Source organism: Arenibacter sp. P308M17, from assembly GCF_003426735.1.
GTDB lineage: Bacteria > Bacteroidota > Bacteroidia > Flavobacteriales > Flavobacteriaceae > Arenibacter.
Genome location: NZ_QVON01000005.1, coordinates 198,471 through 211,282, shown reverse-complemented (window position 1 = coordinate 211,282; position 12,812 = coordinate 198,471). Strand labels below are relative to the sequence as shown.

Annotated in this window: 17 protein-coding genes; 4 read left to right on the top strand and 13 right to left on the bottom strand. The window is 42.5% G+C overall.

What is annotated here, in order from left to right; all coding sequences use genetic code 11:
- Positions 1-25: 25 nt before the first annotated feature.
- The 9 genes from D0S24_RS13635 to D0S24_RS13595 all read right to left on the bottom strand — a co-directional run bounded on the left by D0S24_RS13635 (position 26) and on the right by D0S24_RS13595 (position 5,687).
- Positions 26-316 (bottom strand): RNA polymerase alpha subunit C-terminal domain-containing protein, encoded by a 291-nt coding sequence (locus D0S24_RS13635; protein WP_117020426.1) that lies wholly within the window; start codon positions 314-316, stop codon positions 26-28.
- Positions 316-927 carry a YdeI family protein gene (locus D0S24_RS13630; RefSeq protein ID WP_117020425.1) on the bottom strand — a complete coding sequence of 204 codons (612 nt, stop codon included), beginning with the start codon at positions 925-927 and terminating at the stop codon, positions 316-318. Before D0S24_RS13630 ends, D0S24_RS13635 begins: the two co-directional genes overlap by 1 nt.
- Positions 928-984: 57 nt before the next feature.
- A complete protein-coding gene (locus tag D0S24_RS13625) occupies positions 985-1,434 on the bottom strand; it encodes an SRPBCC family protein (RefSeq protein WP_117020424.1) in 450 nt (149 codons plus the stop codon).
- A 54-nt stretch (positions 1,435-1,488) separates the two neighbouring features.
- Entirely contained in the window at positions 1,489-1,866 is a 378-nt protein-coding gene (locus D0S24_RS13620) for a DoxX family protein (protein ID WP_117020423.1), read from the bottom strand.
- Positions 1,867-1,877: 11 nt separating this feature from the next.
- Positions 1,878-2,240 (bottom strand): iron chaperone, encoded by a 363-nt coding sequence (locus tag D0S24_RS13615; RefSeq protein ID WP_117020422.1) that lies wholly within the window; start codon positions 2,238-2,240, stop codon positions 1,878-1,880.
- Positions 2,233-2,607, bottom strand: a complete 375-nt coding sequence (locus tag D0S24_RS13610) for a DoxX family protein (RefSeq protein WP_117020577.1) — start codon at positions 2,605-2,607, stop codon at positions 2,233-2,235. Before D0S24_RS13610 ends, D0S24_RS13615 begins: the two co-directional genes overlap by 8 nt.
- Positions 2,608-2,833: 226 nt before the next feature.
- Positions 2,834-3,922, bottom strand: coding sequence for an adenylate/guanylate cyclase domain-containing protein (locus tag D0S24_RS13605; RefSeq protein WP_117020576.1), 1,089 nt, complete (start codon positions 3,920-3,922; stop codon positions 2,834-2,836).
- Positions 3,923-3,935: 13 nt separating this feature from the next.
- Positions 3,936-4,445 carry a DinB family protein gene (locus tag D0S24_RS13600; protein WP_117020421.1) on the bottom strand — a complete coding sequence of 170 codons (510 nt, stop codon included), beginning with the start codon at positions 4,443-4,445 and terminating at the stop codon, positions 3,936-3,938.
- Positions 4,446-4,700: 255 nt separating this feature from the next.
- Complete coding sequence (locus tag D0S24_RS13595; protein ID WP_117020420.1) at positions 4,701-5,687, bottom strand: GlxA family transcriptional regulator; 987 nt, start codon at positions 5,685-5,687, stop codon at positions 4,701-4,703.
- A 184-nt stretch (positions 5,688-5,871) separates the two neighbouring features.
- Here D0S24_RS13595 and D0S24_RS13590 point away from each other — a divergent pair, with 184 nt between their 5' ends.
- Positions 5,872-6,330 (top strand): SRPBCC domain-containing protein, encoded by a 459-nt coding sequence (locus D0S24_RS13590; protein ID WP_117020419.1) that lies wholly within the window; start codon positions 5,872-5,874, stop codon positions 6,328-6,330.
- 441 nt (positions 6,331-6,771) lie between these two features.
- Here the strand turns inward: D0S24_RS13590 and D0S24_RS13585 are convergent, their stop codons facing one another.
- The 4 genes from D0S24_RS13585 to D0S24_RS13570 all read right to left on the bottom strand — a co-directional run bounded on the left by D0S24_RS13585 (position 6,772) and on the right by D0S24_RS13570 (position 9,459).
- On the bottom strand, positions 6,772-7,197 hold the full coding sequence (locus tag D0S24_RS13585; RefSeq protein WP_117020418.1) for a VOC family protein: 426 nt from the start codon (positions 7,195-7,197) through the stop codon (positions 6,772-6,774).
- A gap of 86 nt (positions 7,198-7,283) precedes the next feature.
- The gene (locus D0S24_RS13580; protein WP_117020417.1) at positions 7,284-8,051 is read right to left on the bottom strand and encodes a helix-turn-helix transcriptional regulator; all 768 of its coding nucleotides are present in this window, start codon (positions 8,049-8,051) and stop codon (positions 7,284-7,286) included.
- A 96-nt stretch (positions 8,052-8,147) separates the two neighbouring features.
- The gene (locus tag D0S24_RS13575) at positions 8,148-9,023 is read right to left on the bottom strand and encodes an alpha/beta fold hydrolase (protein WP_117020416.1); all 876 of its coding nucleotides are present in this window, start codon (positions 9,021-9,023) and stop codon (positions 8,148-8,150) included.
- Positions 9,024-9,042: 19 nt separating this feature from the next.
- Positions 9,043-9,459, bottom strand: coding sequence for a VOC family protein (locus tag D0S24_RS13570; RefSeq protein WP_117020415.1), 417 nt, complete (start codon positions 9,457-9,459; stop codon positions 9,043-9,045).
- 161 nt (positions 9,460-9,620) lie between these two features.
- Here D0S24_RS13570 and D0S24_RS13565 point away from each other — a divergent pair, with 161 nt between their 5' ends.
- The 3 genes from D0S24_RS13565 to D0S24_RS13555 all read left to right on the top strand — a co-directional run bounded on the left by D0S24_RS13565 (position 9,621) and on the right by D0S24_RS13555 (position 12,739).
- Entirely contained in the window at positions 9,621-10,160 is a 540-nt protein-coding gene (locus D0S24_RS13565) for a DUF1697 domain-containing protein (protein WP_117020414.1), read from the top strand.
- 1 nt (position 10,161) lies between these two features.
- Positions 10,162-11,139 (top strand): GlxA family transcriptional regulator, encoded by a 978-nt coding sequence (locus D0S24_RS13560; RefSeq protein WP_117020413.1) that lies wholly within the window; start codon positions 10,162-10,164, stop codon positions 11,137-11,139.
- A 343-nt stretch (positions 11,140-11,482) separates the two neighbouring features.
- Positions 11,483-12,739: a site-specific integrase gene (locus D0S24_RS13555; protein ID WP_117020412.1), complete on the top strand. Its 1,257-nt coding sequence runs from the start codon at positions 11,483-11,485 to the stop codon at positions 12,737-12,739.
- The last annotated feature ends 73 nt before the right edge of the window (positions 12,740-12,812 follow it).

The following is a 12,812-nucleotide window of genomic DNA, read 5'->3' as shown; positions in this document are numbered from 1 at the left end:
TTTATTCGTTCTTAAAACCCCATGTTTATCCTTTGCTAAACGACAATCCTTTTTCCTCCAATGCTTTTCGAAGCCTTGGGATGGAACTTGGCCCTATACCGTGCAAATTCAAAATATCATCTTCACTGAACTTGGAAAGTTCGTTTAGACTTGTAATGTTTTTACTTTCCAGTGCCCGCCTTGCGGGTGCGGGGAGCAGTGAGAGAAAACCGTCCTTCGGTTTGCGCTCTTCCTCACAGACCGGACAAGTGGGGCAGTCGCTACTTTTGTAATAGTCATGCCCCTTTGTACAGGTTCTTTTAGTTGTATTCGACATTATTTTTTATACTGCCAAAACCGGTCTTTTCCTGCGGCTATCCATTCCAAAGATTGTTCTATTCGCTGTTGTCGGGTTGCTTCCGTTTTAGCGCCCGTTATCCAGACCAAATAGTTTTTGCGGAAAGAAGGGGTTTTTGATTCAAAAACTTCCTTGGCCTTTGGGCTGGCCTCCAATTCCTTGGCAAAATAATCCGGTACCTCGATGGTTTTGGGTTTATCCGATTTCGGCCGTTCGCTTTTTATTCCCTTTTCATTTAGGGCCATCGCCTCTTTCAGCATGGCTTGGAATTCCCGCTCGGGTGGTAATTCCGAAATATCAGTGATCTTCCCCAAAAACCTTTTAATAGGTTTTTGGTTCTTACTCCCTTTCAATCGGGGGTCGCCCATTAATTCTGCCTTTATGAATGAAAACGAACAATGTTTTTTATAAGAAGCCATCACGCACATAAAATCCCCTTGGTAATCAAAATGGGGAATGCCCCATTTAATGGCCTCCTCCACTTGGGGACAGGTAACGTGGACAAGTTGCCGCCAATGTTCCAATATGGGTTTTGCGAAATCTTCTGATTTGGAGATGTACCCGTCCACTTTTGAATCGAATGGTATCATTTTATAGGTTTTAAATAAAAAAGGGATGTACCCGTGTTCATGGGGAACCCGATACTTTCAAGCATCCGGAATCTCCGGCTCCACCAGTTTTTTCAGTTTTTCCAAGGATTCCTGCCAGCCCAGATAGCACATTTCCGCAGGAATGACCTCAGGGATGCCTTCCTGTACGATATGAAGGTCGGTACCACAGGAAACCTTGGTCAGCCTAACCGTGACGGTCATCTCCCCGGGCAGATTGGGGTCATCGAATTTGTCGGTGTATCGGATGAGCTCGTTGGGCTTGATTTCTAGATATTCCCCCCCGAACGAATGTCCGTTGCCCGTCGTAAAATTGGTAAAGGACATTTTATGGGTACCTCCGGTTTTGAAATCCAACTTATGCACTTTGCAGGTAAATCCGAATGGGGGCAGCCAAAAGGCCATGGCATCTTCGTTGGAAAAGGCCTTGAATACTTTTTCGGGGGACGCAGTCAGCACCCTGTGTAGTGTTACGCTATTGTTCGACATAATGTTTGTTTTTAGTTATTATTTCTAATTTATTTAAATTTACATGTTTTCTTATTATCCGAACAACGGGCTGTATTTATGCCGGTTGTCATATAATATCCAACCCAAAATTGCGGCCATTGGAAGGGTAAGGACCAATCCACTGGGTTCCCCACAAATGTTGGTCAGGAGGATGCCTATCATGACCGGTAGTATGACCAATGCTCCCAAGGCCCTTGTCTTGGTAAAAATGATCAATAGGCCGCTTACGATCTCGGCGACCGCGATCAAAGGTAATAGCCAAACGATTTGCATTAATGCTTCGAATTCCTTAAGGGTTTCCTCAGGCATATCTTCCGGAACGGGCATGTAGTGAAAAAACTTGTCCAATCCTGCATTGATGAACATTAACCCGAACAAGAGGGCTAGGATAAAAAGAATCTTTTTTTTCATTTTTATTGATGTTAGGAGAATGTTTCTTTTTTTCTATACTTCACGATCCGTTCTATAAAGTTCAAGGGCAACGGTCTGTCATTCGGAAACTGTATCACGGATTTGGTTACTTTCAACCCTACCAATTCTTTTGCGAACGTTTTCAAAAATGCCTCGCTCCACGGATTTGCTAATGAAATATGTTTGGCATAGGCCGAATAGTATATCAGGTATTTTTTCCCGATTTTAAATGCGGGAATTTGATAGCTGATCACTTCTTCCGCTTCCGGTGCTATTTGGTGGACGACCTCGCGAATGGATTGCATCCTATCCTGTATTTCTTTTGGAAATACTTTGTGGTACCCGTCAATTGATTTATAGTCCGTTTTAGCCATGGGTCTTGATTTTACCAGTGTATATGTACGAAATGGCAAGTATGGCACCGATTACAACGGGCATCGCCATATATCCAATGTTACCGTCCACCACGGCATGGCTGATAAATGCGAAAACAAGGTTGAACGTTAATCCTGCATACGCCCATTCCTTGATTGTCGGGTGCAATTTGGGTATGACCAAGGCCGTTGCTCCCAACACTTTGCAAATAATCAGGGCATGGGCAAAGTAACCGGGGTACCCCAATGGTTCGGTCCCCGCTGTAGCATATTCAGGTGCAAACAATAAAGTGCCTAATGGCATCATTCCTTCAAACAGGAAAATGATAATCGTTGCTACCCAAAAAATAATCTTGTTTTTCTTCATAATAGGTTGTTTTAATATGGTTATTGTACGTTGTTTTTCAGCCCCAAAAATTCCGAAATCAAATCCATTAAAATAGAACAAACCCGACACGGACTCAATAGGTTCTTTACTTATTTATACAAATTTAGAAGAAAATCCTTTGGCAAGCGGGTGTGAAAACGGCGGTTAAAGGGGTGTATTCCGCCAAATATAGTATCTATCAAAATTAGAATCAATGCACTCGCCACTATGCCGTTGAAAGCGCATGAATGGAAACCTCCCTGCTTTTCCCCTTTAAAGCGACATTTCCCAACAACTGGCTTTTATATTCCTTGCCGATGTTCAATAGGGACAACAAATCGGAACTTACCAGAATTTCCTCCTTCAGTTCGCTACACTTTCCGAGAATACGGGCGGTAGTATTCAGCACATCCCCGGAATAGGTAATGTCCCTTTTGACGATACCCACTTCGCCCGCCACCACATTACCGGAATGGAAACCCGCCTTGAAAGAGGGAACCCGGCCATATTGTTCTTTATAATGGTTTCCTTTACCGGCCAAGATAGTCTTGATGTCGAAAAAACATTTCAGACAGTGCTGCGCTTCAATACCTTCCTTATAATCCCAGGCCACGACCACTTCATCACCAACATATTGGTAAATATTGCCCTTGTTTTCAATGATCGGGTCGGTTATATCGGCAAAGAAATCCTTTAGCAAACTATGATATTTTTCGTTGCCCAAACTTTCGGCCATAGTGGTGGAGTCATCAAGGTCAAGGAACATAAAAATGCGTTTTTCCTCTTTTGGGGTGTTGTAGCGTCCACGAAGGATGTTCCAAAAGGTTCGGTGGCCAAACTTACTATTTATCTGGAGCATAAGTTGGGTGAACTCTACGATAAAGGCCCAGACCAATGCATTTTTTAAGGGATAGGGGTCCGTAATAAATTCCATGAAAGCTTGCTGTGTCTCGGGATCCGATAACGGTTTTCCCGTTCGGATAGGCACCATGGAAACGGCCATGACCACTGTGATGAATGCGACAATGAGTACAAAGCATATCCCGACGAACGCAATGGTTTGGCCATAGGGCTTGTCCCTAAACTTTTCGTTCACATAGAACACCAAAAGACTACCGCCCAGCAGGGCCCCGATAAACCCCGGCACCATATTCCGGATGACCGAGTTCCAAAAGGAATACTCTGGCGAAGGTCCCAAGGAATAGTAGGTGTGAAGTTGCAGGTGGTCGTAAACCGCAATGGTAAAACCTAAAAAAAGCCAAAAGAGCATAATGATGGCCAATTGTCGTAGTTTTATTTGGGTCGCGGTTTTCATTTTACATCCTGTTTTATGCATTTGCCAAATGCTTACCAATATTTACAATTTGTCGGGTATGCCGTTGCGTATGGAAGAGAATAAACCGGAGCCATTCGTATCGTGTTAACTGGCCGAAAGACGGGAACTCCATATCTACACAAAGAGTCGTCAAATCTGAGGTTTCGGCGATATTTTTCAAGTGGTTCCTGATTTCCTTGATTTTTTGGACCAGCGTATCCTTTCTATGGGGAGGAGGGCCCGGGACAATTGAAGGGTCGGCCTCAAACTTCAGTTCAAAATTAAGGAACAGGTCCCGAAGGGCATTCACTTTTTCGTCATAGGCCCTATTGGCTACAGTAGTTTTTGTATCGGGAATACCGCTACCACAGATGATGATATGCTCTGCGGTCTGGCCTGCTGTCCAACTGCGCTCCAAAGGGACTTGATTCAAGGTTTCTTCATCAAACTTGGATAGTTCATCCAAAAGTGTATTGAAGGCATTTTCGATATCCCGGTTCAAAATTTCTTTTTCGGTTTCCATGTTTTATTTTTTTTAACCTTTCTGGATTCTTTCTGTGAGCGGAAAGAACAACATCCGTTAAGAATTTTATTCCATACAAAGTTGGGAATAAAAGAGATCATTATTAAGGTGCAAAAACGGCAGTTATCAAGGTTGATTGCGCCAATGTCCGTGAATTGGATACGAAAAGTCAAAAAGGCAATATGAACTCCTTTCCCAACTCTTATCCTAAATATGGAGTATGGTGAATATTGAGAGGTTGGGGTCGTTCTATTTTTATATAATTACAACGCTTTCCTTGTTATACCTTTCCTTGTATTCCAACGGGCTTAGGCCGGTAATTTTTCGGAACACCTCGCGAAATGCCTTTTCGTCCGAATACCCGACTTCATACATAACTTCGTTAATTGTTTTTCGGGTTGTTTCCAGATATTTTTTGGCTACCTCTATTTTTACCCGTTGCGCATATTCCAACGGGGTGTTTCCGGTGGCTTTAATAAACCGCCTATCGAATTGTCGCCTGCTTACCGGGAACCTGGATGCTATTTCCACGATCGATATTTTTTCTTCCGGTTTATTTTCGATATAGTTCTGGGCTTCTTTCACTATTTCGTCACCATGCATTTTTTGGCCTTTGAAAATAATGAACGAAGATTGGCTTTGTCGGTCCATTTCAATCTGAAATACTTTGGAACAGAAAATTGCCGTTTGGGGGTCATAGTATTTTTCAACTAGGTAAATCATCAGGTTTAAAAAGGAATAAGCTCCCCCATTGGTGTAGATTCCATGCTCATCGGTAATCAGTTTGTCTGTTTGGAGGTTTATCTTGGGGAACTTTTTCCTAAAATTTTCCGAAGCGGCCCAATGGGTAGAGCAGTTTTTGCCATCCAACAGACCTGCTGCAGCCAATAGAAACGCCCCGGTGCAGATACTGGCTATTTCTGTCCCGTTTTTATACTGTTGTAGAAGCCAGTCGATAAGCGATTGGTTTCCCTCTATGGCCCTTTCATAGTTGTGGTTCAATGAAGGAACGATAATGAGGTCGGTCCTCTTTATGGTCGAAACATTGGTCCGGGGTCTCACGCAAAAAAGCCCATCGTAAAAATCTACTTCTTTGGAGGTCCCGGCCAAATCAATGGCAAACATTTCCTTGTTGCCCCTTTCTTTCCAATAGGCATTGGCCCTTGTGAAAATTTTATAGGGACCTACAATACTGCTTAAATTGTTCTGGCCTTCGGGCACCAATATGGTCAGCTGTTTCACTTTTGACTTTTTATAAAGATAAAAATATTAAATGTCCAAATCAACCCGTAGCAAAGTCTATATTACGACCCTTTACTATTGTTTTTAGGTATTACTTTTGTATCCAATAGTAATCATAAAAAAAACAACGATCCAATTAGTTGTACAAGGAACAGATTTTTAACCCATTAAAACAAATAACAAAATGGCGGATATTATTCATAGAGTAGGTATTAAAGCCCCGGTTTCAGAGGTATATAGGGCATTAGCATCGATTGAAGGAATTGCGGATTGGTGGACACAAAATACTTCCGGTACATCTGCAGTAGGAAAAACAATAGGTGTACGCTTTCACTCAAAAGAAGGAAAAGAAGTCGGTAGTATGGACATGCTCGTCGAGGCTCTTGAGCCCAATAAAAAGGTGCATTGGCATTTTACTGCGGGACCAGAGGAATGGATCGGCACGGATGTGATTTTCCAATTACATGAGGAAGAGGATTACACAACCGTTCTCTTTGGCCATAGGAACTGGCGTGAGGCCGTAGAATTTACCGCGCACTGTAGTATGAAATGGGCCATATTCTTGCTAAGCCTCAAAGAACTTGTTGAAACGGGCAAAGGCAAGCCCTCGCCACATGATATAAAGATAGACAACTGGAATTAGTTCTTGTTGTTTAAGTAGAAAGATCATTATTCCATGAATGAAAAAAGTTTCAGTGCAGCTATAGAAGTAGAAAAATCGCCACCTCAAGTTTTCGAAGCCATTAACGATGTTCAAGGGTAGTGGTCAGAAAATCTGATAGGTGAAGCCGATAAATTTAACGCCACGCTCTCGCATCGTGACAAGTATCTCATTGCAATCTTTAAAATTGTCGAACTATCTTCCCCTAAAATCGTTGGGAAGTTGTGTCAAGCCATCTCAATAAATTTTTGGACGACCTTCATGACTGGGAAGCAACCAAAATTCTCTTTGAAATTTCGGAACAAAAGAGCGGAACACAACTTCACTTCACGTATCTGGGTCTCGCTATTTAGTAGGCCAAAACGGAAAGTACGCTCCGTTTTGGCCTACATAAGTTATTGCCTACTGGTCTTTTATGATTCTTCAGGCGTTTTCGAAAGTTTTGATATTGAACTTCTTCATTTTCATATAGGCATCCATGACATTTTGAGCCTTGTCCGGATTGCTCAATAGCTTCGGTAAAACTGTGGGTACGATCTGCCATGATACCCCGAATTTGTCCTTTAACCAGCCACAATTGCCTTCGCTTCCCCCATCCGAGGTCAGTTCTTTCCAATAATGGTCGATTTCTTTCTGGGTTTCGCAGTCCACAACGAAAGATATCCCTTCATTGAATTTAAACTCCGGACCTCCGTTCAATCCCATAAATTTTTTGCCGTTGAGTTCAAAGGTCACGACCATTTGATCGTCTGCGGTAATCTTTGAATTTTTGAAGATCGAACAATAAAATTCTGCTGCTGCCCGGGCCTGTCCATCGAACCATAGGCATGGATAAATCTGATTTTCCATTTTTTGATTTTTTAATGGTTAAACAATTAATTACAGTACAATATTAGAGAGTGGGCCCATCTGAAAATAGAACAATGCCGACAAAGTCAATTCCCTGAAGGGGCTTCAAGACCGAGATAGTCTTTTGGAGTGATATTGGTAAACTCCCTAAACGAGCGAATAAAATGGCTTTGGTCCGCATACGCATTATCATAGGCGATGTCGGATAAATTTTTGAATCGATTGTATTGTAATTGCCGTAATGCGGCGCTAAACTGACTGATTCTTCGGAACTTATCGGGCGGGATTCCAATATGTTTTTTGAACATCCTTTGGAATGTTCTTTCCGTTACATAAAGTTCGTCCTGTATCTTTTTCAAGGTTTCTTCACAAGGGTTATCCGCAAGTTTGGAGGTAGCAAATTGTATCCGTTGTGTCTCCACCTTTACTTTTTTGATCAGAGTAAAAATATAATGGTTAAGCAGGTTCATCATGTCTTTGGTCGATTGGGCGTTCAGCAACTGTTCCTGTAAATTCAATCTTTTTGATGATTCCAATAAATTCAGGTCAATGGGACGGTCGGTCAGCTCCTGCGCCGATAATCCGAACAAAGCGAACAATGGGAACGATTTGAAAAAATAGGCTATCAAAGTGAAATTGTCATCAAGGGTCAATGTTTCTGGAAATACGGTTTGCCCAAACAAGGTCAGGTTGTTTGAATTGCCTTTGATCTTTCCTTTGGTCGTTTGGAACAGTAAGGTTGGCGTCCCATTAGCGAATAAGGGCAGAACGAACGGAGTGCTTACTTTAAAATTCTCAATAACCAATATACTCTGAACAAAGTCGGAAATTTTCTCGTCGGGTATCGGATTCATTACTTTCAATGTACTGATATCTTTAGTTGCTATCGGGCAGCATTTGTACCCATCGACGGATTCATATGCTATTGGTTAAAATCCCTATGAATGGCATCAGAATGTAGGGGGCGGTGCATTGAGGTCTGAATCCAAAAAGTCCGTAACCATGGGTATGAGCAAATCCGTTTTTTGCATCATACCAATGTGGGTGGTACCGGGCAGAATGGCCAACCTAGACTTTGGTAGTCCGTGTATATCGCCCATTTTGCCACCGCCCTTAGCACGGAACAGGTCAAGCGCATGTTCGTACCGAACCCCATCGGCATCGCCAATGGCCATGAAAATAGGTGCTTTAATGTTTTTTACCCCTTCCGACCAATCATAGGGTTCCAAGTCGATACTAATGACCTTTTTTACAAAGCTAGGAAAATCCTTTACTTCATTGCCGTAGCTTAGGTACTGTTCCTCAATAGGCGTGCCCTTGAACATATCTGCATTGAATGTTGGGTACATGGCCTCTACATCGGGCAACCAGCCGTCATGCGCATAGGTACCGGACAATATCACCAGCCTACGCAGCTGTTCAGGATGGCGTACGGCAATCTGGAAGGCTACTCCGCCTCCCATGCTATACCCCAGGATATCCGTTTTTTCCATTTTTAGGTGCTTGAGCAGTCCGGATACATCGTCCGCCATATTTTCATAACTAAACTTACGGCCGATATCTTTCGTGCGCCCATGGCCTTGCATTTCGGCTACAACTACTTTTCGGTCTTGGGCCAAAAGAGGTATAATATGCGACCAGTTCAAGGGTATGTTCATGTAAGAACCGTGGATCAGAACAATGGGCTTGCCTTCTCCATAGACCTCATAATATAATTGCAACCCGTTCACAGGGGCGTAGCCCGATTTCAATGGCTTTATTTTCTCTTGGGCCTGGCCTATTGTCAAAGTAGATAGGATTAATACTGCTAATAATATTCGCTTCATGAATTTTAATTTTTCGAGTTTATTTTATATCCTGTTTTCTACAATGGAACAGCCATTGATGGCCAAATTTATCGGTCAAGCCACCATAGAGATTGCCCCAATGGTTCTTATCCAACGGATGGGTAGCCGTACCACCTTCTCCCAATTTTGTATAATAGTCCCTAATTTGGGATTCATCATGGCCATCCACTAGAATGGACACTGCATTGCCACTTACAAGTTCATCGTCGCGTAAATCGGTACCCATCAAAAGCATATTATCTTTTTTCAGACGGGCATTCACGACAAGTTCTTTATAATCATGGGGAAATTTGTCGCCTTCAGGTGTTTCCGCCAATGTCTGTACTTCAAGCTCTCCACCGAGACAGCTATGATAAAACCCCATCGCCTCCCTACAATTTCCGTTAAACGTCAGGTATGTAATGATTTGGTTCATTCCTTTGTTTTTGGTTTATACAAAGGTGGGAAGGAAACGGTTAATATCTAGGGTGTAATAACGGCAGTTAAAAGGGTTGATTCCGCCAAACGATTTTATTATATTTGGAATGTGAAATGAACTATAATAGGAAGTTGACAGTGGCAAAAGCGCTCAATTAAATGAAATCAAAGGAAACATATATCGCATTTCTTCGAGGCATCAACGTTGGTGGACATCATAAGGTTCCCATGGCCGACTTGCGCAACGAAATGGCGAAGCTCGGTTTTGGGAATATAGAAACGATACTTAATTCTGGAAACGTTATTTTCGATACCGACCAAGACCAGCTCGAAGAAAAAATAACGGATTGCCTGGGAAAAGCCTTTGGATTTCCAATTCCAACAGTCATCATAGAATTTGGAACAATTAGCGAATTGCTTAATAACAATCCGTTCAAAGACCTAAAGATCACCAAGGATATTCGATTGTATGTTTCATTTTTGTATAAAGATCACGATGCCAAATTAAAACTGCCATGGAGAAGCCTTGACGATTCCTTTGAAATTATCGAAAAGAGAGACAAAACTATATTTAGTGTTTTGGATCTTTCGGTGTCAAAAACCCCAAAAGCGATGGAAGCCCTGGAAAAATATTATGGAAGGGATATGACCACCCGCAATTGGAAAACGATAGAACGAATTGGAAAAAAACTTACGTAGAATGAAAAACATAGCCATATTGGTTCCAGAAACCGCCGTAGCGGAGGGCGTTACCGGACCCCGTTACCTTTTCACCACCGCCAACCAGTTTTTGCAAGCTGCCGGCAAGGAACCTTTGTTCAATGTGAAATTGGTCGGCACGCAGAAAAATATAAAGGTTCAGGATGGGGTCTATTCCATTGCCACGGACGTACTACTGGAAGAAACGGGGCAAACCGACCTAGTCATCGTACCTCCCATTTTTGGGGATATGAAGAATTCCATTATGCTGAACGAGGCCAGCTTTCCTTGGATAACGGACCAATATAAAAATGGGGCCGAAGTAGCTTCCCTTTGTGTGGGCGCTTTTTTATTGGCTTCCGCAGGATTGCTCAATGGAAAGAAATGTTCAACACATTGGGCATACTATAATGAGTTCAAGGAGCGGTTTCCCGAAGTGGAAATTGTGGATGGTGGTGTCATTACCGAGGAAAACGGCATATATTCCAGCGGTGGGGCCAACTCGTTCTGGAACCTATTACTATATATATTAGAAAAATATACGGACAGGGACACGGCCATATTGGCATCCAAGTATTTTGCCATAGATATCGATAGGGAAAGTCAGGCTGCTTTTATGATGTTTACGGGACAGAAGGACCATAACGACGAGGAAGTCAAAAAAGCACAGGAATATATCGAGGAAAATTATCAGGACAGGATCAACGTGGAGGAACTGGCAGAAATGGTGGCTATAAGCCGCAGAAGCTTTGAACGCCGATTTAAACAGGCTACCGATAACACGGTCATAGAGTACCTGCAACGGGTAAAGGTAGAGGCCGCAAAACGTAGTTTTGAATCCACTCGGAGGAACATAAATGAAGTGATGTTCGATGTTGGCTATTCGGACACCAAGGCATTCCGTAATGTGTTCAAAAAAATAACGGGACTAACCCCCGTTGAATACCGAAACAAGTATAATAAGGACCTGGCCGTGTAACCATGGCCAATCATTGTGATATATTACGGAATTCAATATGTTTTGTTCCAAATACCAAAACTGCATTTTGCAATTTCCACAAAAACAAAAGGTCCGTTCCCTGTGGGGAACGGACCTTTTGTTTTAAGTGATCGCGACACGATTCGAACGTGTGACCGTCTGCTTAGAAGACCCAAATTTCATCCTACAAATCAATACAAAATACATCATAATTTATTGATTTACAGATATTTAATTAGGTTTCAATAAAATTGGATATCATTTGATATCAAATGATATCCAATAAAAGTGAGCCTAAAGTGAGCCTTGTTTTTTATTAAATTTAAGTAAAATTAAGGAGAAAATGGCAAAGGTCAGGTTAATATTGGACACCAGAAAATCGGCAAAAAGCTCGATCAATGGACTGTACCCGGTGGCCATCCGATTATTTCATAAAAAAGCAAAGATCATTCGCCTCCCCTATCATTGTCCCAAATCAGGATGGGACGACAGGTATATGCGAATGAAAAAGTCCGCTTTCAAAAATAGCCATATCGATTGTGACAAGGCCAATGAAAAAATATATGACCAACTACATATTGCCCATAAAATTATCACAGATATAGGAGACAGCATCGACTCCGTGGATGCGGGCACCCTGGTCCAATACTTAAGGTTGGCATGGGACAAAAAAGTGGATACCAAGATACGGGATGATGTTGATAACGGCATCACCTTGGGGGAGTGGGGAAAAGTGATCATTGAAAGAAAACGAATGTCCAACAAGCCCAGCACCGCGGCCTGGTATGCCGGGGCCATTAGGACACTTACCAAATTCAACAAGGGAAAAGACCCGCGATTGAACCAGATTACCGTTACCTTTTTGACCGATTTCCAGATTGCACAGGAGGCGAAGGGAAACTCCAAAAATGGGGTAAGCTCCTATTTGAGGGCCATAAGGGCGGTATACAACAGCGCCATTAAGGAGGACCAATTCTGCACGAAAAAGAACCCGTTCGAACATTATAAGATACCAACTTCCAGGCGTACCAAGAAAAAGGCCATCGAAAAGACCGACTTTATAAAAATCAGGGATGTACACTATACCATGGGCAGTCCCGTATGGCATGCCAAAAATTATGCCCTGGTCATGTTCAACTGTAGGGGAATGAATTTTGTTGATCTGGTAAAACTGAAGATGGGCGACATACACCAAGACCGTATATTTTATGGCCGCAGCAAGACCGGTGACCAGCTATCCGTCCGTATTACGGAAGAACTCGCGGATATATTGGATTATTACACCATGGGCAAATCAAAGGACGATTACCTGTTCCCGGCAAATTATGATGGCAGTACGACCCATTATGAAAAGTACAAGACCCTTAGACGCAGGATGAACGGCCACCTCAAGACCATTGCCAGGGATGCCGGTATAGAAGGTAATTTTACCACTTATACCATCCGCCATTCCTGGGCAACCATCGCCAAGTATATGGGAATATCCACAGAGGTCATCAGTGAAGGCCTTGGCCACAATTCCCTTAAAACGACCCAGATCTATTTACGGAGCTTTACCAATACTGTGCTAGATGAGGCTAATGAACTTGTTGTTTCATAGTTACAATATATCTCAAATTCACAAAGGAACCAGAGAAGTAGTGAAGGGTTAATGAATAGGTTAAGCTTTCAAA